The organism is Streptomyces sp. CNZ287 (assembly GCF_007827615.1).
On the sequence record NZ_VISV01000024.1, the window covers coordinates 89,596 to 110,752 of the forward strand.

15 protein-coding genes are annotated in these 21,157 nt (G+C 73.5%); 13 read left to right on the plus strand and 2 right to left on the minus strand.

What is annotated here, in order from left to right; genetic code table 11:
* Positions 1 to 305 precede the first annotated feature (305 nt).
* From FB457_RS31525 to FB457_RS31555, 7 genes are all read left to right on the plus strand, one after another.
* Positions 306 to 3,134 carry an EAL domain-containing protein gene (locus FB457_RS31525; protein WP_145784068.1) on the plus strand — a complete coding sequence of 943 codons (2,829 nt, stop codon included), beginning with the start codon at positions 306 to 308 and terminating at the stop codon, positions 3,132 to 3,134.
* Positions 3,135 to 3,365: 231 nt separating this feature from the next.
* The gene (locus FB457_RS31530) at positions 3,366 to 5,294 is read left to right on the plus strand and encodes an acetolactate synthase large subunit (protein WP_047018276.1); all 1,929 of its coding nucleotides are present in this window, start codon (positions 3,366 to 3,368) and stop codon (positions 5,292 to 5,294) included.
* A gap of 29 nt (positions 5,295 to 5,323) precedes the next feature.
* Positions 5,324 to 5,848, plus strand: coding sequence for an acetolactate synthase small subunit (gene ilvN / locus FB457_RS31535; RefSeq protein ID WP_018838935.1), 525 nt, complete (start codon positions 5,324 to 5,326; stop codon positions 5,846 to 5,848).
* 175 nt (positions 5,849 to 6,023) lie between these two features.
* A complete protein-coding gene (gene ilvC / locus FB457_RS31540; protein ID WP_047018277.1) occupies positions 6,024 to 7,022 on the plus strand; it encodes a ketol-acid reductoisomerase in 999 nt (332 codons plus the stop codon).
* Between the two features lie 215 nt (positions 7,023 to 7,237).
* Entirely contained in the window at positions 7,238 to 8,857 is a 1,620-nt protein-coding gene (gene serA / locus FB457_RS31545; protein WP_047018278.1) for a phosphoglycerate dehydrogenase, read from the plus strand.
* 233 nt (positions 8,858 to 9,090) lie between these two features.
* Positions 9,091 to 9,747: a TetR/AcrR family transcriptional regulator gene (locus FB457_RS31550; protein WP_047018279.1), complete on the plus strand. Its 657-nt coding sequence runs from the start codon at positions 9,091 to 9,093 to the stop codon at positions 9,745 to 9,747.
* Positions 9,748 to 9,812: 65 nt separating this feature from the next.
* The gene (locus FB457_RS31555) at positions 9,813 to 11,333 is read left to right on the plus strand and encodes an MFS transporter (protein ID WP_047018280.1); all 1,521 of its coding nucleotides are present in this window, start codon (positions 9,813 to 9,815) and stop codon (positions 11,331 to 11,333) included.
* An 81-nt stretch (positions 11,334 to 11,414) separates the two neighbouring features.
* Here the strand turns inward: FB457_RS31555 and FB457_RS31560 are convergent, their stop codons facing one another.
* Complete coding sequence (locus tag FB457_RS31560; RefSeq protein ID WP_047018281.1) at positions 11,415 to 12,746, minus strand: helix-turn-helix domain-containing protein; 1,332 nt, start codon at positions 12,744 to 12,746, stop codon at positions 11,415 to 11,417.
* Between the two features lie 130 nt (positions 12,747 to 12,876).
* On the opposite strand from FB457_RS31560, the gene FB457_RS31565 reads away from it, so the two are divergent.
* The 5 genes from FB457_RS31565 (at position 12,877) to FB457_RS35505 (ending at position 18,325) form a co-directional block, all read left to right on the plus strand.
* A complete protein-coding gene (locus tag FB457_RS31565) occupies positions 12,877 to 13,803 on the plus strand; it encodes a proline dehydrogenase family protein (RefSeq protein ID WP_047018282.1) in 927 nt (308 codons plus the stop codon).
* Positions 13,804 to 13,855: 52 nt separating this feature from the next.
* The gene (gene pruA, locus FB457_RS31570) at positions 13,856 to 15,487 is read left to right on the plus strand and encodes an L-glutamate gamma-semialdehyde dehydrogenase (protein WP_047018283.1); all 1,632 of its coding nucleotides are present in this window, start codon (positions 13,856 to 13,858) and stop codon (positions 15,485 to 15,487) included.
* Positions 15,488 to 15,601: 114 nt separating this feature from the next.
* Complete coding sequence (locus FB457_RS31575) at positions 15,602 to 17,185, plus strand: FMN-binding glutamate synthase family protein (RefSeq protein WP_047018284.1); 1,584 nt, start codon at positions 15,602 to 15,604, stop codon at positions 17,183 to 17,185.
* Positions 17,186 to 17,245: 60 nt separating this feature from the next.
* A complete protein-coding gene (locus FB457_RS31580) occupies positions 17,246 to 17,959 on the plus strand; it encodes an HAD family hydrolase (protein WP_047018285.1) in 714 nt (237 codons plus the stop codon).
* A 219-nt stretch (positions 17,960 to 18,178) separates the two neighbouring features.
* Complete coding sequence (locus tag FB457_RS35505) at positions 18,179 to 18,325, plus strand: hypothetical protein (RefSeq protein WP_164492587.1); 147 nt, start codon at positions 18,179 to 18,181, stop codon at positions 18,323 to 18,325.
* 75 nt (positions 18,326 to 18,400) lie between these two features.
* Here the strand turns inward: FB457_RS35505 and FB457_RS31585 are convergent, their stop codons facing one another.
* A complete protein-coding gene (locus FB457_RS31585) occupies positions 18,401 to 19,963 on the minus strand; it encodes a purple acid phosphatase family protein (RefSeq protein WP_047018286.1) in 1,563 nt (520 codons plus the stop codon).
* Between the two features lie 131 nt (positions 19,964 to 20,094).
* Between FB457_RS31585 and FB457_RS31590 the strand changes: the two genes are divergently transcribed.
* Positions 20,095 to 21,135, plus strand: coding sequence for a 3-isopropylmalate dehydrogenase (locus FB457_RS31590; protein ID WP_047018287.1), 1,041 nt, complete (start codon positions 20,095 to 20,097; stop codon positions 21,133 to 21,135).
* Positions 21,136 to 21,157: the final 22 nt, after the last annotated feature.

Sequence of the window (21,157 nt, forward strand, 5' to 3'; positions counted from 1 at the left end):
CGCATGAACACTCTACGTAGTTGACAGGCAACTCTCGGTTTTAGTTACGCTCCGTAGAGGAAGTATGTCCCTGCGTGACGAACCTGGTGTATCGTCCGCAGCGGGGATTGCTCCCGACGTCAACGTGGCCGGCCCGCTGCCGGCGGCGCATCCGATATCGAGGGGGGCGATGGGCACATGCACGGCAAGTGGGAATCCTTTCCGGGACGCGGGCAGCGCGGTAGTCCCGCGCGCCTCCCGGTCCTGAGAGCCGGCGTCGCGGCGCGGCCGCGGACGGGGCCGGCTCCCGGCAGCCGGGGGGCGCGGTGACCGCGTCGATCGGGGCGGTGGTGCCCAGGCCGCCGTTGCCCGCGGGGTTCGTACCCCAACTGGTCCTCGCGGTGCTCTGCGCGGGGTATGCCACCGGTGCCGCTCTGGGCTGGGGCTCTTCCCGGATCGCCCTGATCATGGGGGACTTCGGGCTGAGCGCGGCGGCGTTCGCGGCCGCCTTCTCGTGTCTCTACTACGCGCGTATCCGCCAGGGCCGCTTCCGGCCGGCCTGGCTCATGTTCGGCGTCTCGTCCGCCATGGCGGGCATCGGCAACGGGATCTGGGGCTGGTACGAGGTCGTGCTCCGGCGCCCCCTGCCCGAGGTCTCCGTGGCGGACTTCTTCTTCCTGCTCTTCGCGCCGCCGGCGGTCATCGGACTGCTGGTGCTGGCCCGGCGGCCGGTGAGCAGAGCGGGCTGGATCTGCCTGGGCCTGGACACCTGGCTCATCGGCGGCTCCCTGCTCACCATCTCCTGGACGCTCGCCCTGGCGCACGCGGCGGGGGACGACGAGTCGGTGCCGCGGGTCGCGCTCTCGCTCGCGTACCCGCTGCTGGACATCGTGCTGGTGAGCATGGTGCTGGCACTGCACTTCCGGCGCACCGCGGCGGGCCGCTCCGCGATCAACACGGCGATCGGCGCGCTGGTGCTCACCGTGCTGTGCGACGCGCTGTTCACCTCGCCGCTGCTCCAGGAGCAGTACCGCTCGGGGCAGTTGCTGGACGCCGGCTGGTTCGCCGGCTCGGTGCTCCTCGCGTACGCCCCCTGGGTCGGCAGGGCCGAGGAGGCGGAGGAGGCCGAGGAGCCCGGCCAGAAGGAACGCGGCCGCCCCATCGCCGGGCACATCGGCGCGCTCGCGCCGTATCTCGCGGCCGGGGTCTGCACGCTGGGGATCCTCTACAACCTGCTGGACGGCCACAGTGTCGACCGCGTGGTGCTGATGACCGCGTGCACGGTCGTGCTGGCGCTGGTCGTCCGCCAGGCGATCATGCTGCTGGACAACATCAGCCTCACCCAGGAGCTGGCCCAGAAGGAGAACCACTTCCGCTCGCTGGTGCAGGGGTCGAGCGACGTCATCATGATCGCGGCGCCGTCCGGCGTGCTGCGCTACGTCAGCCCGGCCGCCCAGGGGGTCTACGGCACGGACCCGGAGGAGCTGGTCGGCTGCGAGCTGGCCGGGCTCATCCACCCCGACGACCTGGGCCGGGTGCTGCACGAGGTGCGCCGGTTCCTGTCGGCGCCGCCCGGCGGGGCGCGCTCGATCCGCATCGAGTGCCGCTTCCGGGCCGGCCGGGGCCGCCGCGGCGCCCGCGCCGGCGAGGGCGGCTACGGTGAGGACGGCTGGCTGAACGTCGAGTCGACGGTCAACCGGCACCACAACGGCCTGATCTTCAACTCCCGGGACGTCACCGAGCGCGTCCGGCTCCAGGCGCAGTTGCAGCACAGCGCCTCCCACGACGCGCTCACCGACCTGCCGAACCGGGCGCTCTTCACCGAGCGCGTCGGCCACGCCCTCGGCGGCCGGCGGGCCGGGGACGCGAACGCGGCCGTGCTCTTCATCGACCTCGACGGCTTCAAGGCGGTCAACGACACCGTGGGCCACGCCGCCGGGGACGAGCTGCTCATCCAGGCCGGCCGCCGGCTGCAGGAGTCGATCCGCTCCGGGGACTCGGCGGCCCGGCTCGGCGGCGACGAGTTCGCGGTGCTGCTCGTCGGCGGCGCGGCGGGCGAGAACCGGTCCGACGGCGCCGGGCGCGAGCGGCGCACCCGCGAGGTCGCCGACCGGCTGCGGGTGCGGCTCTCCGAGCCGTACACCGCCGGCGGCGTCGAGGTGCGGGTCGCGGCCAGCATCGGCGTGGCCTTCGCCGAGCCCGGCAGCACGCCCGCGGAGCTGATGCGCAACGCCGACCTGGCGATGTACCGCGCCAAGCAGGCGGGCAAGGCGCGCGTCGAGCTGTACGCGCCGCAGATGCAGGCCGAGGTGGTACGCCGGATAGAGATGGCGAACCGGCTGCGCTCCGCGCTGGACGACGGGCAGTTCACGCTCGTCCACCAGCCGGTGGTGGAGCTGTCGAGCGGGCGGCTGGCGGCGCTGTCGGCGCAGCCGCGCTGGCGCTCGGCACAGGGCATCGTGCACACGCCGGCCGAGTTCATGCAGGGCCCGCCGGACACCGGCGGGCGCGGCAGCGGGCAGGACCGGGCCCGTACCGCGGAGCTGGCGCGCTGGCTGCTGGAGGCGACGGTCGAGCAGGCCGCCGCGCGGTACGAAGCGGGCATGGGCATCCCCGTGACCGTACGGATGTCCGCCGCCCGGCTCACCGACCGGAGCATGTCCCCGCAACTGGTGGAGGCGCTGCTGATGCGGCACGGGCTGCCGCCCGGCGCGCTGACCATCGAGGTCGCCGACAGCGACGCCCGGGCCGGCATGGACGAGCTGGAGCGGCGCCTGGTGGCGCTGCGCCGCCTCGGCGTGCGCATCGCGCTCGACGGCTTCGGCAGCGGTCACGCCGCCATCGCCGCGCTGCGCCGGCTGCCGGTGGACGTGCTCAAGCTGGACCGCGGCCTGGTCGACGGCCTGGCCGAATCACCCCGGCTGCGTGCCATCGCGGCCGGGATGATCGGCATCGCCGGCGAGCTGGGCCTGGACTCGACCGCCGAGGGAGTCGACCTGCCCGAGCAGGCCGAGGTACTGCGCGCGCTGGGATGCCGGCACGCGCAGGGCATGGCCTACTGCGAACCACTGGAGGAGGAGCGAGTACGGGACGCACTGGCCCTGGGAGCGTTCGCGCTGCCGGAAGAGGACGCATCGGCCATTGCGCTCACATAGTGAGACCCGGGTTCCACGAACTTGACACCCCCGGCGCGCCGGGGGCAAGGTCTGGTCCATGCGCACCCGAATTCTCGTACTTGGACAGCGCGTCGGCTGAAGCGGATCCCGACTCCCGGACCGCGCCGACGCGCTCCCCTCGCTTGCCATCCGGCACGAGGGGTTTTTTGTTGCTCGAACCCGCTGCTCCAACCCAACCCTCGCACCGATCGAAGACGAGAAGAGAAACCGATGACCGAGCAGGCTCCCCCGCGGAGTGAGCCCCACCCGCAGCCGCCGCGGGCCCGCAGCGGGGGACAGTCCCGCGTTCCGGGGCACACACCGGCAGACAAGACCGTGACGGGCGCGCAGTCCCTCATCCTCGCCCTGGAGGCCGTGGGCGCGGACACGGTGTTCGGCATTCCGGGCGGGACCATCCTCCCCGCGTACGACCCGCTGATGGACTCCACGAAGGTCCGGCACGTCCTCGTCCGCCACGAGCAGGGCGCGGGCCACGCCGCCACCGGGTACGCGCAGGCCACCGGCAAGGTCGGCGTCTGCATGGCCACCTCGGGCCCGGGCGCGACCAACCTCGTCACCCCGATCGCCGACGCGCACATGGACTCCGTGCCGCTGGTCGCGATCACCGGCCAGGTGGTGGTCAAGTCGATCGGCACCGACGCCTTCCAGGAAGCGGACATCTGCGGCATCACCATGCCGATCACGAAGCACAACTTCCTCGTCACCGATCCGGCGGACATCCCGCGGGTGATCTCCGAGGCCTTCCACATCGCCTCCACCGGGCGGCCGGGGCCGGTGCTGGTCGACATCGCCAAGGACACGCTGCAGTCGCCCACCGTCTTCTCCTGGCCGCCGCGGCACGAGCTGCCCGGCTACCGCCCGGTCACCAAGCCGCACGCCAAGCAGATCCGCGAGGCCGCCCGGCTCGTCGGCGCCGCCCGGCGCCCGGTGCTGTACGTCGGCGGCGGGGTGCTCAAGGCCCGCGCCACCGCCGAGCTGAAGGTGCTCGCGGAGCTGACCGGCGCGCCCGTCGTCACCACCCTCATGGGCCTCGGCGCCTTCCCCGACACCCACCCGCAGCACCTGGGCATGCCGGGCATGCACGGCACGGTGGCCGCCGTCACCTCGCTGCAGAAGGCCGACCTGATCGTGGCGCTCGGCGCCCGGTTCGACGACCGGGTGACCGGCAAGCTGGACACCTTCGCGCCGTACGCCAAGATCGTGCACGCCGACATCGACCCCGCGGAGATCGGCAAGAACCGCGAGGCGGACGTGCCGATCGTCGGCGACGCCCGCGAGGTCATCGCCGACCTGATCGTGGCGGTGCAGAGCGAGCAGGAGCAGGGCGACCGGCAGGGCACGGGCACCGGCCGGTACGCGGAGTGGTGGCAGCAGCTCGACCGCTGGCGCGAGACGTACCCCCTCGGCTACGACCTGCCCTCCGACGGCACCCTCTCGCCCCAGCAGGTGATCCAGCGCATCGGCGAGCTGGCCCCGGAGGACACGGTCTACACCGCGGGTGTCGGCCAGCACCAGATGTGGGCCGCCCACTACATCGACTACGACAAGCCCCGCACCTGGCTCAACTCCGGCGGCGCCGGGACCATGGGCTACGCCGTCCCGGCCGCGATGGGCGCCAAGGCCGGCGCGCCGGACGCGACGGTCTGGGCCATCGACGGCGACGGCTGCTTCCAGATGACCAACCAGGAGCTGGTCACCTGCGCGCTGAACGGCATCCCGATCAAGGTCGCGATCATCAACAACGGCGCGCTGGGCATGGTCCGCCAGTGGCAGACCCTCTTCTACAACCGCCGCTACTCCAACACCGTGCTGCACTCCGGGCCGAACGGCAACGGCGGCGCGGCCGAGGGCGCCGGCGGCGCCGAGGAGCAGGCCCGCCAGGCCGCCGGCACCCGCTGCCCGGACTTCGTCAAGCTCGCCGAGGCCATGGGCTGCGTCGGCCTGCGCTGCGAGGACCCCGAGCAGCTCGACGCGGTCATCGAGAAGGCCAACGCCATCAACGACCGCCCCGTCGTCGTGGACTTCATCGTCCACCAGGACGCGATGGTCTGGCCGATGGTCGCGGCCGGCACCTCCAACGACGAGATCATGGCCGCGCGCGACGTCCGCCCGGACTTCGGCGACGGCGAAGACGACTGAGGCCGGGCAGCGAAGAGAGAGACGAAGACATGTCCAAGCACACGCTGTCGGTCCTGGTGGAGAACAAGCCGGGCATCCTGGCCAGGATCTCCGCGATGTTCTTCCGCCGCGGCTTCAACATCGACTCGCTCGCCGTCGGCACCACCGAGCACCCGGACATCTCCCGGATGACGATCGTGGTGAACGTCGAGGACCAGCCCCTGGAGCAGGTCACCAAGCAGCTCAACAAGCTCGTCAACGTGCTGAAGATCGTCGAGCTGGAGCCGGGTGCGGCGGTGCAGCGCGAGCTCGTCCTGGTGAAGGTGCGCGCCGACAACGAGACCCGCTCCCAGGTCGTCGAGATCGTCCAGCTCTTCCGCGCCAAGACCGTGGACGTCTCCCCGGAGGCGGTCACGATCGAGGCCACGGGCAGCGGCGAGAAGCTGGAGGCGATGCTGAAGATGCTGGAGCCGTACGGCATCAAGGAGCTGGTCCAGTCCGGCACGATCGCCATCGGCCGCGGCGCCCGCTCCATCACGGACCGCTCCCTCCGCGCGCTCGACAGGACCGCGTAACCCCTCGGGCGGGGTGCCGCCGCAGCGGCGCCCCGCCCCCGCCGTATCCCTGCTGCACTCCGTGCAGTCGCAGTGAAGGAAGATTTTTCGGGGGGCGCCCCCCGAACCCCCCAGGACCCCCCGCCGCGCCAGACGTACGGTGGGGCCAACCGCAAGACTCAAGGAGATCGCAACCGTGGCCGAGCTGTTCTACGACGACGACGCCGACCTGTCCATCATCCAGGGCCGCAAGGTCGCGGTCCTCGGCTACGGCAGCCAGGGCCACGCCCACGCGCTGTCGCTGCGCGACTCCGGCGTGGACGTCCGCGTCGGCCTGCACCAGGGCTCCAAGTCCCGGGCGAAGGCCGAGGAGCAGGGCCTGCGGGTCGTCACCCCCGCCGAGGCCGCCGCCGAGGCCGACGTGATCATGATGCTGGTGCCGGACCCGGTGCAGGGCAAGGTCTACGAGGAGTCCGTGAAGGACAACCTCAAGGACGGCGACGCGCTGTTCTTCGGCCACGGCCTCAACATCCGCTACGGCTTCGTCAAGCCGCCCGCCAACGTCGACGTCTGCATGGTCGCCCCGAAGGGCCCGGGCCACCTGGTCCGCCGCCAGTTCGAGGAGGGCCGCGGCGTGCCGTGCATCGCGGCCGTCGAGCAGGACGCCAGCGGCGGGGGCTTCGCGCTGGCCCTGTCGTACGCGAAGGCCATCGGCGGCACCCGCGCCGGCGTCATCAAGACCACCTTCACCGAGGAGACCGAGACCGACCTCTTCGGCGAGCAGGCCGTGCTCTGCGGCGGCACCTCGGCGCTGGTCAAGGCCGGCTTCGAGACCCTGGTCGAGGCGGGCTACCAGCCGGAGATCGCGTACTTCGAGTGCCTGCACGAGCTGAAGCTCATCGTGGACCTCATGTACGAGGGCGGCCTGGAGAAGATGCGCTGGTCGGTCTCCGAGACCGCCGAGTGGGGCGACTACGTCTCGGGGCCGCGGATCATCAACGACAACACCAAGGCCGAGATGAAGAAGATCCTCGGCGAGATCCAGGACGGCTCGTTCGCCAAGGACTGGATGGCCGAGTACCACAACGGCCTGCCGCGCTACAACGAGTACAAGAAGCGCGACGCCGACCACCTGATCGAAACGACCGGCAAGGAGCTGCGGAAGCTCATGAGCTGGGTCGACGACAAGGACTGAGCGGACCGGGTCGCTCGTTCGGGCGGTGGCGGGGCGCAGGGGCGCCCGGCCACCGCCCGGCGCCACTACACTCTTGATACATCGCGCGTCAGGCTCACAGCGTCGTGTGTCCTTCAAACGCGGCAGCACGCGTCTGTCCGGCGGACCGGCGCCTGCATCCCTCCACCTGCGGCCGTCGGGACGGCCGTCCCGTACAGGAATCCAGTGAGGACCACGTGAGCACTGCCCCCGCAACCGGCGCCACCCCCGGGAAGCCCGCCGTACTGATCGCCGAGGAGCTCTCGCCGGCCACCGTCGACGCCCTCGGTCCCGACTTCGACATCCGCCACTGCAACGGCGCCGACCGGGCCGAGCTGCTCGCCGCCATCGCCGACGTGGACGCGATCCTGATCCGCAGCGCCACCAAGGTCGACGCGGAGGCCGTGGCCGCCGCGCGCCGGCTGAAGGTCGTCGCCCGCGCGGGCGTCGGTCTCGACAACGTCGACGTGCCCGCCGCCACCAAGGCCGGCGTCATGGTCGTCAACGCGCCGACCTCCAACATCGTCACCGCCGCCGAGCTGGCCTGCGGCCTGATCATCGCCAGCGCGCGCAACATCCCGCAGGCCAACGCCGCGCTGAAGGCCGGCGAGTGGAAGCGCTCCAAGTACACCGGCGTCGAGCTGAACGAGAAGGTGCTCGGCGTCGTCGGCCTCGGCCGCATCGGCGTGCTCGTCGCGCAGCGCATGGCCGCGTTCGGCATGAGCGTCGTGGCGTACGACCCGTACGTGCAGGCCGCGCGCGCCGCTCAGATGGGCGTCAAGCTCGTCTCGCTCGACGAGCTGCTGGAGACCTCCGACTTCATCACCGTCCACCTGCCGAAGACCCCCGAGACCCTGGGTCTGATCGGTGACGAGGCGCTGCAGAAGGTCAAGCCGTCCGTCCGGATCGTCAACGCCGCCCGCGGCGGCATCGTGGACGAGGAGGCGCTGACCGCCGCGCTGAAGGAGGGCCGGGTCGCGGGCGCGGGCCTCGACGTCTACGCCACCGAGCCGTGTACGGACTCGCCGCTCTTCCAGTTCGACAGCGTCGTCGCCACCCCGCACCTCGGCGCCTCCACCGGCGAGGCGCAGGAGAAGGCGGGCATCTCCGTGGCCCGCTCGGTGCGGCTCGCGCTGGCCGGCGAGCTGGTGCCGGACGCGGTCAACGTCCAGGGCGGCGTCATCGCCGAGGACGTGCGGCCCGGGCTGCCGCTGGCCGAGAAGCTGGGCCGGATCTTCACGGCGCTGGCCGGCGAGGTCGCGGTCCGGCTCGACGTGGAGGTGTGCGGCGAGATCACGCAGCACGACGTGAAGGTGCTGGAGCTGTCCGCGCTCAAGGGCGTCTTCGAGGACATCGTCGCCGAGACCGTGAGCTACGTGAACGCCCCGCTGTTCGCGCAGGAGCGCGGCGTCGAGGTGCGGCTGACCACCAGCTCGGAGTCGAACGCCCACCGCAACGTGGTGACGGTGCGCGGCACGCTCGCCAGCGGCGAGGAGGTGTCGGTCTCCGGCACGCTCTCCGGGCCGAAGCACCAGCAGAAGATCGTCGCCGTCGGCGAGCACGACGTGGACCTGACGCTCGCCGACCACATGGCCTTCTTCAGCTACGGGGACCGCCCCGGCGTCGTCGGCACCATGGGCCGGATCCTGGGCGAGGCGGGCATCAACATCGCCGGCATGCAGGTGTCGCGGGCCAAGGCGGGCGGCGAGGCGCTGGTCGCGCTCACCGTGGACGACACGATCCCGCCGGCCGTCGTGCAGGAGATCGCGGGTGAGATCGGCGCGGCCTCGGCGCGCGCGGTGAACCTCACCGAGTAGCGGACCGGGGGAGACCCCCGGGTGCCGGGCCCGGGCGGGCGGCAGCGATGCCGCCGGCCCGGGCCCGTACGCGTGCCAGGGCCCGGTTCTCCGGCCGGACCGGGGTGCCCGCGGCGTGATACGGAGGATCTTCGCGCGATGCCCTCTCACTTCGCCCCAGACGGATGAAATCTCTCCGGTTCAGTCCTACGGTGCGGGTAAGTGGAGAATTTCCCTTCGGTTGAGGAGTGGCCATGCGGACCCCGATGCGCGCGGACGCCCGGCGGAACCGTGAGCTGATCCTGAAGGCGGCCGGCGAGGTCTTCGTGGGCGAGGGCCCCGACGCCCCGCTGGAGGACGTCGCCCGCCGGGCCGGCGTGGGCATCGCCACGCTCTACCGCAACTTCGGCAGCCGCGAGGCGCTGATCCGCGGCGTCGCCGCCGCCACCCTCGCCGAGCTGCGCGGCGCGGCCGAGGAGGCGCTGGCCGGCGGGGACGAGCCGTTCGAGGCGCTGCGCCGGTTCGCCCACACGGCGCTCAACCTGCGGATCGGCGCGGTGCTCCCCGCGCTCTCCGGCCGGATCCGGATCGACGAGGAGCTGGCGGAGCTGCGCGCGCGGACGCTGCGGCCGGTGCAGGAGCTGATCGTACGGGCGCAGCAGGCCGGCCGGCTCCGCGACGACGTGGTCTTCGGCGACGTGCCGTTCATGGTGATGCGGCTGACGCTGCTGCTGCCCGGCGGCGGGTTCGCGGAGGACGAGGCGCTGGCCCACCGCCATCTGGAGCTGTATCTCGACGGGCTGCGCCCCGAGGCCGCCCGCGCCCGCGGGGCGGGGCTGCCGGGCCCGGCGATCACCGCCGCCCGGTTCATCAGGGCGACGGACCGCATCGTCGGCGGGAACGACGGCTAGCGCCGGTCCCGCCGCAAACCCCGCAGCCACCCGAAACCCCGAGCACGCACGAGAAAGATAGTGGCATGGACACTACAAAAACGGAAGCGACCGGATCACGGCGCTGGCTCGCCCTCGCCTTCATCGGGCTGGCGCAGCTCATGATCGTCCTGGACGTCACGATCGTGAACATCGCCCTGCCGTCCGCGCAGGCGGACCTCGGCATCTCCGACGGCGACCGGCAATGGGTGATCACCGCGTACACCCTGGCCTTCGGCGGCCTGCTGCTCCTCGGCGGCCGGATCGCCGACTACACCGGCCGCCGCCGGGCCTTCCTCACCGGGCTCGTCGGCTTCGCCGCCGCCTCCGCGCTCGGCGGCGCGGCACCCGGCTTCGGCGCGCTGCTGGGCGCGCGGGCCGCGCAGGGGGCGTTCGCCGCGCTGCTCGCGCCGGCGGCGCTGTCGCTGCTCACCACGAGCTTCACCGAGCAGCGCGACCGCGCCCGCGCCTTCGGCATCTTCGGCGCGATCGCCGCCGGCGGCGGCGCGATCGGCCTCGTCGCGGGCGGCGCGCTGACCGAGTATCTGGACTGGCGCTGGTGCCTCTACGTGAACGTGCCCATCGCGGTGCTGGCGGCGGCCGGCTGGTGGGTGCTGCCCGCCGACACCCGCCCGCAGGTACGGCAAAGGATCGATGGGCCGGGCGCGGTGCTCGCGGTCACCGGCCTCGTCGCCGTCGTCTACGGGTGCAGCGAGGCGGAGTCGGAGGGCTGGGACTCGGCGCTCGTGCTCGGGCTGCTCTTCCTCGGCGTGGCGCTGCTCACCGGCTTCGTGCTGTACGAGCGGAACGCCGCGGCGCCGCTGCTGCCGCTGCGGGTGGTGCTCAGCCGGGCCCGGGGGAGCGCGTTCCTGGGCATCGCGCTGGCCACCGTGGGGATGTTCGCCATGTTCCTCTTCCTCACGTACTACATGCAGGTCGTCATGGGCTACTCCGCGCTGAAGACCGGAGTGGCGTTCCTGCCGCTGACGGCGGGGGTACTGGCGGGGGCCGGAGGGCTCGCCAGCCGGCTGCTGCCCCGGGTGCCGCCGCGGGCGCTGATCGTCCCCGGGCTGCTGCTCGCGTCGGCCGGCACCGGGTGGCTGGCGACGGTGGACGTGGACACCTCGTACGCGGCCGGGGTGCTGCCCGCGGAGCTGGTCCTGGGCTTCGGGATGGGGATGGTGATGGCCCCGGCGATCAACTACGCGACCCACGGCGTGCGCGCGGAGGAGGCCGGGGTGGCGTCGGCGACGGTCAACACCGCGCAGCAGATCGGCGGCTCGATCGGCACCGCGCTGCTCAACACCATCGCGACAAGCACCACCGCCGACTACCTCGCCGAGCGGCTGCCGGCGGCGGGTGCGCTGGAGGAGCGGCGGGCGGCGGGCGGGCCGGTGCCGGACGTGGTCAAGGCGGGCCTGGTCGAGGGCTTCAGCTCGGCGTACACGGTGGCATCGGCGATCCTCGTCGTGGCCGCGGCGGTGGTGGCGGTGGTGATGAACACCCCGCGCCCCGCCCCCGCCAAGCCCGGCGCCCCGGCCCCCGCCCCCGCGGCACACCTCGGCTGACGCCCACCGGACCCCCGGCCCGCCACACCCCCGAGGCGGGCCGGGCACGTCTCGCCTGCGGCGCGCCGCGTGGGGCCGCGGTCAGAGGCGGGCGGACTTGAGCGACATGTGGAGGAGCAGGCGGTCCTCGCCCGCCGAAAGGTCCAGGCCGGTCAGTTCCTCGACGCGCGACAGCCGGTAGTAGAGCGTCTGGCGGTGGATGCCCAGCGCGGCGGCGGTGCGGGCTGCCTGGCCCGCGTGGTCGAGATAGACCTCGGCGGTACGGGCCAGGGCGGCGTGGGCCGGCTCCAGCAGCCGGCCGACCACCGGGTCGGCGCCGCCGGGCAGGTCGGTGAGCAGCCGGTACGGGCCGATCTCCGGCCACCGCGCCACCGGGCCCAGCCGCGGCGCGGCCCGCGCCGCCCGGGCGGCGGCCAGCGCCTCGCGCCAGGTGCCGGGCAGCCCGGCGAGGTCCGCCCGCCCGTCGCCGACGCCCGCCACGGCGTCCGGTACGCCAGCCGCGCCCTCCCCGGCGGCGGGCTCTCCGGCGCGGGTGCGTGCCGCGCCCCGCGCCCCGCGCCGTACCCCCGCCGGCACCTCACCCGGCGCACCGGCCCGCGTCCCGCCCGGCGGCCCGCCGCCCGCCGCGTGCAGCAGCCGCTCCGCCGCCGCCACCGCAGGGTCCACCGAGCCCGCGGACGGCAGCAGCACCAGCGCCGCCAGTGCCCGCACCGGCCCCGCCCCGCCGCCTGTCCCGCCGCCCACCCGCACCAGCGTCGTCGCCGCCGTCCGCGGCAGCCCCGGGCCGGGTGCCGCCGGGTCCGCCGGGCGCCAGGGCAGCACCGCCACCGCCGCCACCGGCCCCGCTGCGCCGCCCGGCAGCGCGTCGCGCAGCTCCGCGAGCGCCGCGTCCCGCCCCGCCGCGGGGCCTGCCAGCACGTCGTGCAGCAGCGCGCCGGCCGCCGCGCCCGCCCGGGTCTCCGCCGCCAGCAGCGCCCCGATCCGCGCCGCCGTCCGCATGGCCTGCGCGATCCGCGGGTCCTGCGCCCGTCCAGGACCGCCCAGCTCGACGTCGGAAAGGTGCCCGTCGTCGAGCAGCCAGACGTACCCCTGCACCACCCCGTCGTGCCGCGCCGGCAGGCAGATCCGCCCGGTGAGCACCCCGGCGGAGGGGTCCGGCGGGATCCGCAGCGGCCCGGTCGCCCGCGCGATCCCGTACGCCTCGAACCACGCCCGCACCGCCGCCGTGGAGCGCCGGTGCAGGATGGACTTCGTGCGGACCGGGTCCATGAGCGAGGAGACGCCGCCCGACGAGCCGTCGCCCGTGTCGTGGACGCCGAACGCGATCAGCCCGAAGTCCCGGTCCTCCAGGGTGGCGGGGGCGCCGAGCGCCGCCGAGACCTCGTCCACCAACTGCTGGTAGTCGCCGCGCATGACCGCAGCCTCTCATACATCTGTATGAGACGGCGCTCCCGGATGCGTGACAGGTGTCGATGGCCCGGGATCGGAGCGATCCTTAGATTTCACGGAGGTGTTACCTGCGCCCCGACCGTGGAGGTGCCCCGTGCTGGGTCCCGTGCTTCTCGCCGCCGCGCGCAGCGACGGAATCCGTCGCCTCGTCTCGGCCGCGCCGGTCAGCCGCCAGGTGGTCGCGCGCTTCGTGGCCGGCGAGGAGCTGGCCGACGCCGTCGCCGCCGTCCGCGACCTGTCCGCCCGCGGCCTGGAGGTCACCCTCGACCACCTCGGCGAGGACGTCACCGACCCCCGCGAGGCGCTGCGCGCCCGGGACGCGTACCTCGCCCTCACCGAGGCGCTGACGCACGAGGGCCTGGGAGCCCGCGCCGAGATGTCCGTGAAGCTCTCCGCCTTCGGCCAGGCGCTGCCCGGCGGCCACGACCTCGCGCTCGCCCACGTCACTCCGGTGGTCGAAGCCGCCGCCGCGGCCGGCACCACGGTCACCCTCGACATGGAGGACCACACCACCGTCGACTCCACCCTCGCCATCCTGCACACCCTGCGCGAGCGCTTCCCGCAGACCGGCGCGGTGCTGCAGGCGTACCTCTTCCGCACCGAGGAGGACTGCCGCGACCTCGCCGGCGAGGGTTCCCGGGTGCGGCTGGTGAAGGGCGCGTACAAGGAGCCGGCCGTCGTCGCCTTCCAGGACAGGGCGGAGGTGGACCGGGCGTACGTACGCTGCCTGAAGATCCTCATGACCGGCCGCGGCTACCCCATGATCGGCACCCACGACCCCCGGATGATCGCCATCACCCAGGAACTGGCCCGCCGGCACGGCCGCAAGACCGACGAGTACGAGTTCCAGATGCTCTACGGCATCCGCACCCAGGAGCAGCAGCGGCTGGTGGCCGAGGGCCACAGGATGCGCGTCTACACCCCCTACGGCACCGACTGGTACGGCTACTTCATGCGCAGGCTCGCCGAGCGCCCGGCGAACACGGCCTTCTTCCTGCGCGCCCTGGCCGGCCGCCGCTGACGACCCCCGCGAGCCCCCGGAAGACTCCGCACCTCGAAGGAGAACGGCAACCATGGACGCTGTGACCCAGGTCCCCGCCCCGTACAACGAGCCGGTGCACACCTACGCCCCCGGCACGCCGGAGCGTGCGCGGCTGGAGGCCAGGCTCAAGGAGCTGGCCGAGAGCCCCATGGAGCTGCCGATGACCATCGGCGGCGTACACCGCATGGGCGGCGGCGCGCGCGTCGACGTCGTGCAGCCGCACAACCACAAGGCCGTCCTCGGCACGTACGGCACCGCCACCCGCGCCGACGCGCAGGACGCCATCGACGCCGCCCTGGCCGCCGCGCCCGGCTGGCGCGCGCTGTCCTTCGACGACCGCGCCGCGATCCTGCTCAAGGCCGCCGACCTGCTCGCCGGGCCGTGGCGCGAGACGATCGCCGCGTCCACCATGCTGGGCCAGTCGAAGACCGCGCAGCAGGCGGAGATCGACGCGCCCTGCGAGCTGGTCGACTTCTGGCGCTTCAACGTCCACTTCGCCCGCCAGATCATGGACGAGCAGCCGCCGGTCCAGCCGCCCGGGGTGTGGAACCGGCTCGACCACCGCCCGCTGGAGGGCTTCGTCTACGCGATCACGCCCTTCAACTTCACCGCGATCGCCGGCAACCTGCCGACCGCGCCCGCCCTCATGGGCAACGTCGTGGTCTGGAAGCCGTCCCCGACCCAGACGCACGCCGCCGTGCTGCTCATGCGGCTGCTGGAGGAGGCGGGGATGCCGCCCGGCGTCATCAACCTCGTCACCGGCGACGGCAAGGAGGTCTCCGAGGTCGCGCTCCCGCACCCGGACCTGGCCGGCATCCACTTCACCGGCTCCACCCGCACCTTCCAGCACCTGTGGGGCGAGGTCGGCAAGAACCTGCCCGGCTACAAGGCGTACCCGCGGATCGTCGGCGAGACCGGCGGCAAGGACTTCATCGTCGCCCACCCGACGGCGGACCCGGCGAAGCTGAAGACCGCCATCACCCGCGGCGCCTTCGAGTACCAGGGCCAGAAGTGCTCGGCCGCCTCCCGCGCGTACGTCCCGCGCTCGCTGTGGGACGGCGGGCTGAAGGAGTCGCTGGTCACCGAGGTCGAGGGCCTGGCCATGGGCGACGTCACCGACCTGGGGAACTTCATCGGCGCCGTCATCGACGACCGGGCGTTCGCGAAGAACAAGGCCGCCATCGACCGCGCCAGGACCGACCCGGCGTGCGAGATCGTCGCGGGCGGCACGTACGACGACACCGTCGGGTACTTCGTCCGCCCCACGGTCATCGTCTGCTCGGACCCGGAGAACGAGGTCTTCACCGAGGAGTACTTCGGCCCGATCATCGCCGTGCACGTGTACGAGGACGACACCTACGACGCGATGCTGGACCAGATGGAGTCCGTCGCCGCGTACGCCCTGACCGGCGCCGTCCTCGCGCAGGACCGCGCGGTCATCGCCGACGCGACCCGGCGGCTGCGCTTCGCGGCCGGCAACTTCTACGTCAACGACCGGCCCACCGGCTCGATCGTCGGCCAGCAGCCCTTCGGCGGCGCCCGCGCCTCCGGCACCAACGACAAGGCGGGCTCGAAGTTCAACCTCCTGCGCTGGTCCTCGCCGCGCGCCATCAAGGAGACGATGGACGCTCCGACGGACTACCGCTACCCCCACATGGGCTGACGCCCGCAGGACCGCTCCGCGCGGTCCCCGCACACGCCGCCCCCGGTCGCCTCCCCCGTCGGCCGGGGGCGGCCCCGTGCGTGCGGGCCGGTGCTGTGGTCCGATGGATCGCGTATGAAGAGGAACAGCTTCTTCGCCGCCGTCGTCGTGGCCGCCATCGGGTGCACCCTCGCCGCGACGCTGGTGTCCGGTGCGTGGTGGCCGGCCGCGGGCGTGTTCCTGGCGCTCGCCGCGCTCGGCGTGTGGGACGTGCTCCAGCGCCACCACTCCGTGCTGCGGAACTACCCGCTGGTGGGCCATCTGCGCTTCCTGCTGGAACGGCTCCGCCCCGAGATGCAGCAGTACTTCATCGAGCGGAACTTCGACGGCCGCCCCTTCGACCGCAACGTGCGCAGCATCGTCTACGAGCGTGCCAAGGGCACCGACGCCGAGGAGCCCTTCGGCACGGAGCTGGACGTGGAGGCCCCCGGCCACCGGTTCCTCGTGCACTCCATCGCCCCGGTGGCGATGCCCACGACCCCGCCGCGGGTCCGCGTCGGCGGCCCCGACTGCACCAGGCCGTACGACATGGCGCTGCTGAACGTCTCGGCGATGAGCTTCGGCGCCCTGTCCTCCCACGCCATCCTCGCGCTCAACGGCGGCGCCGCGCGCGGCGGCTTCGCGCACGACACCGGCGAGGGCGGCATCTCCGAGTTCCATCTGCGGCCCGGCGGCGACCTGGTGTGGGAGATCGGCACCGGCTACTTCGGCTGCCGTACCCCCGACGGCGACTTCGACGCCCGGCAGTTCGCCGGCAAGGCCGCCGACGACCGGGTCAGGTGCGTGTCGCTGAAGCTGTCCCAGGGGGCCAAGCCCGGCATCGGCGGGCTGCTGCCCGGCGCCAAGGTCGACGCCAGGATCGCCCGCGCCCGCGGCGTGCCCCAGGGCGAGACCGTGGTCTCGCCGCCGTACCACCGGGTCTTCTCCACCCCGCGCGAGCTGGTGCGCTTCGTCGCCCGGATGCGGGAGCTGGCCGGCGGCAAGCCGGCCGGGATCAAGCTGTGCGTGGGCTCGCGGGTGCAGCTCCTCGCGGTCTGCAAGGCGATGCTCGCCGAGGGCACCGCGCCCGACTTCATCCTGGTCGACGGCTCGGAGGGCGGTACGGGGGCGGGGCCGCTGGAGTTCGCCGACAACATCGGCGCCCCGCTCACCCAGGGACTGGCGGCCGTGCACGGCGCCCTCATCGGCACCGGGCTGCGGGACCGTATCCGCATCGGCGCCGCGGGCAAGGTCGCCACTGGCTCCGACATCGTCAAGCGGCTCATCCAGGGCGCGGACTACACCAACTCGGCCCGCGCGATGATGTTCGCCCTCGGCTGCCTGCAGACCCAGCGCTGCCACACCAACACCTGCCCGGTCGGCGTGACCACGCAGGACCCCCGGCGGGTGCACGCGCTGGACGTGGCGGACAAGACGGTGCGCGTCGAGCGCTTCCAGCGCGCCACCGTGCAGAGCGCCCTGGAAATCATGTCGGCGATGGGCGTGGAGGACCCGGCGCAACTGCGCCGGCACCAGCTTCGCGTCCGCATCGAGCCCCGCGCCGTCCGCCGCGACGACCGGCCGCTGCCGCCGCCGGCGCCCGGGCAGCTCCTGGCCGAGCCGCCGCGGGCCTGGGCCGCGGACTGGGCGGCGGCCGACCCGGACCGGTTCACGATCTGAAGGACGCCTCCGCGCGCTCTCCGGCAGCCGCCCGCGCCCTCCCCGCGCTACCGTCGTGACATGCGGATACTCGCCGTGGTCTGGGACATCGACGACACGATCTTCGACCACTCGGGCGCCGAGCGCCGCGCCGCGCTCGAATACCTGACCGCGCGCGGGCTGCTGGGCCGGTACGCCTCGCCCGGGGCCGCCGCGGACCACTGGCACGCGGTCTCCGAGGAGTACGTGGACCGCTACCTCGCCGGGGAGTTCACCTTCCTGGTCCAGCGCCGCGAGCGGGCCCGGGTGCTCGCCGGCCGGAGGCTGACCGACGCCGAGGCCGACGTCTGGATGGCCGGCTACCTGGCCGCGTACCGGCGGCACTGGCGGGTCTTCCCCGACGTCGTACCGGCGCTCGACGGCCTCACCCCGCCGCGCCGGCACGGCCTGCTGTCCAACAGCAGCGCCCCGCACCAGGAGGAGAAGCTCCGCGCCATCGGCGTGCACGACCGCTTCGAGGCGCTGGTGTGCTCCGAGGAGCTCGGCATCGCCAAGCCCGCCGCCGGCGCCTTCCACGCCGCCTGCGCCGCCCTCGGGCTGCCGCCGGAGCGCGTCGCGTACGTCGGGGACCGTCCGGACACCGACGCGGCGGGCGCGGACGCGGCAGGGCTGACGGGGATCTGGCTGGACCGTCCGGGCGCGGCCGCACGGGTGGCCGGGAAGAGGGCCCCGGATGTGCGCCGCATCACCTCGCCCGGCCAGCTCGGGCCGCTCCTCGGCACCCTGGACCCGTAACGATCACCGCAGGTCAGGGGCGGTGCCGTCTCAGATAGTAGGAAGCCCGAGTATATGGCGAGACAAGAACGCTGTGACGTCCTACTTTTGTAGGAGCCGAACGCTCGCCGATCAGCGACGGTGGTCGAGGTCTGGCGCCTCACGCAGGTCACCCCTGCGGCGCCGCTCCCGCCCCAGCGGCGTCCCCACGTCTTCCCAGCGCCCCAGAGGAGCTGCCCCATGGCTGCCACCACCACGGTCCGCCGCGCCCGCCACTCCGCCCGCACCGCGCAGAGCCAGGACTCCGCGATCGCCCGGAAGAACGCCGCCGCCGCGCTCCAGCGGGCGTTCGACCGCCGCGACAACGGCGGCGCGACCGGCCACTGAGCCGCCGCCCCGCCACCGCCGCACCCGGCCCCCGCGCCACCGCCCCCGGGATCCCGGCCCGCGCGCGGCGTTCGCTCAGCGGCCCCGTACCAGCTCGAACCGGTCGATCCGCGTGCCGTCCTCGGCGTACGCGGCGACCCGCAGCGCGGGCGAGGTGCCGGGCCGGGACTCCACCGCCAGGAACGAGTAGCCGGTGTAGCGCACCCGCGACCACTCCACGTCCTCCGGCGCCTTCCGGCCGTCGCGCGTCCAGACGAAGGTGTGCACCACGTCGCGGTCGCGGCGCCGGCCCTCGTAGCTGTCCGGCGCGGTGAAGTCGTAGAGCTTGCGGCCGCCGCCGCCCGCGGTGACGTAGACCGCGCCGTCGCGCGCCGGGTCCGCGGAGCCGCCGGTCGGCAGCGGGCGGGTGAGGGCCCCGGCGCGCAGCGCGTCGGTGCGCTCGTAGACGTGGTTGTGGCCGTTGATCACCAGATCCACCCGGTGCCTGTCGAAGAGCGGCGTGAAGTGCCTGCGCACCCCGCCGTCCGAGGCGTGCGTGCTGGTGGAGTACGCGCAGTGGTGGAAGAAGACCACGACGAAGTCGACGCCGGGCGCGCCGCGCAGCTCCCCGAGCCGCCGGTCGAGCCAGCGCGCCTGGGCGCCGTCGGTGTAGCCGAGGTTGGCCGGGATCTCGTACGACACGTCGTTGGCGTCCAGCGCCACGACGGCGACGTTGCCGTAGACGAAGGAGTACGCACCGGGCGCCTCGCGCGGGTCGAACCCGTTGCCCGGCAGCGTCCAGCGGGCGCGCTGGCCGCCGTAGCCGTCGGGGGAGTACCACGCCTCCATGTCGTGGTTGCCCATCGCCGGCATCCACGGGACCCGCGAGGACACCGGGTCGATCTGCCGCAGGAAGCGGTCCCAGACCCGGGCGTCGTAGCGGTCGCTCTCCAGGCCGCGCCCGGAGTCCTCGGCGTAGCAGATGTCCCCGGCGTGCAGATGGAAGGCCGGCGGGCCGCCGGGCAGGTCGCGGATGCCCCGGGTGACGGCGCGGGCGGCGGATCCCGTGCCCTGGTCGCCGAAGGCGGTGAAGACGAAGCGCCGGGGCCCGGCGGGCGCGGTACGGAACGTCGCGAGGTGCCCGGCGGCGTCGGGGGAGGCGGGGTCGAACCCGTCGTGGCCGAGGCCGTAGACGTACGCCGTGCCGGGCGCGAGGCCGTCGAGCGCGGCGTGCACGTAGTGCTGCTCCACCGCCGGGAGGCCGCTGAGCGCCGGGGTCTTCAGCGGCCGGATCTCCGCCTCGACGCGCTCGCCGAGGCCGCCGTCCTGGGTGCCGAAGCGCACGTACGGCCGGCGCACCGGCAGCGGGAGCTGCCAGCCCACCCGCATCTGGCTGCGCGGGTCGGCGCCGAACGCCAGATGCCGGCCGAACGCCGCCGCACCGGAGGGCGCGGGGCCGGCGGAGCGCGCCGGGGAGTCGTCCATACGGCCGGGGCCGCCGCCGTCGCCGCACCCGGCGAGGAACAGCCCGCCGGCCAGACCGCCGGCGCCGGTGACGACGCGGCGCCGGGAGAGCGCGCGGCGCAGGTACTCGTGCTGTTCGGCCATGCTCATGCTGCGGGCGAGCCGTGGGGGGATGCCGAAGCCGGGGGTCTCCATATGGCCGAGCATTCCCCCTCGTTGCCGGCGCACCGGAGAACCGCGGCCGTCGGCGTGGTGAACGCCCGCGGTCTGTCCACATCCCGGACGGCGGTGTCATCCCGCAAGACGTAGCGCGTAGGCTCCCCCACATGTCTCGCAGCATTCGTCTCGCGTCCATTCCCGGCGACGGCATCGGCCCGGAGGTCGTGGCCCAGGGCCTGAAAGTGCTCTCCGCCGTCCTGCCGCAGGACGTGAAGCTGGAGACCGAGAGCTACGATCTGGGCGCCCGGCGCTGGCACGCCACCGGCGAGACCCTGCCGGACGCGGAGCTGACCGCCCTCAAGGACTTCGACGCGATCCTGCTCGGCGCCATCGGCGACCCCTCGGTGCCGTCCGGCGTGCTGGAGCGCGGGCTGCTGCTGAAGCTGCGCTTCGCCTTCGACCACTACGTGAACCTGCGCCCGTCGAAGCTCTTCCCGGGCACCGAGACCCCGCTCGCCGGCCGCCCCGCCATCGACTTCGTCGTCGTCCGCGAGGGCACCGAGGGGCCGTACACCGGCAACGGCGGCAGCCTGCGCACCGGCACCCCGGCCGAGGTCGCCACCGAGGTGAGCGTCAACACCGCGTACGGCGTGGAGCGCGTGGTCCGGGACGCGTTCGAGCGCGCCCAGGCCCGCCCGCGCAGGAAGCTGACGCTCGTGCACAAGAACAACGTGCTCGTGTACGCCGGCCACCTGTGGAAGGACACCTTCGACCGGGTCGGCGCCGAGTACCCCGACGTCACCACGGACTACCTGCACGTCGACGCCGCGACGATCTTCCTCACCACCCGGCCCGAGCGGTTCGACGTGATCGTCACCGACAACCTCTTCGGCGACATCCTCACCGACCTGGCCGCCGCCATCAGCGGCGGCATCGGTCTCGCCGCCTCCGGGAACATCAACCCGGCCGGCGCCTTCCCGTCGATGTTCGAGCCGGTCCACGGCTCCGCGCCGGACATCGCCGGCACCGGCAAGGCCGACCCGACGGCCACGGTCCTGTCGGTCGCCCTGCTGCTGCGCCACCTCGGCTACGCCGCGCAGGCCGCCCGCGTCGAGAAGGCCGTCGAGGCCGACCTCGCCGCGCGGGGCTCCGCTGCGCGCACCACGGACGAGATCGGCGACGCGCTCGCCGCCCGAGTATCCGGCTGACCGCCGGGACCACACACGCTCG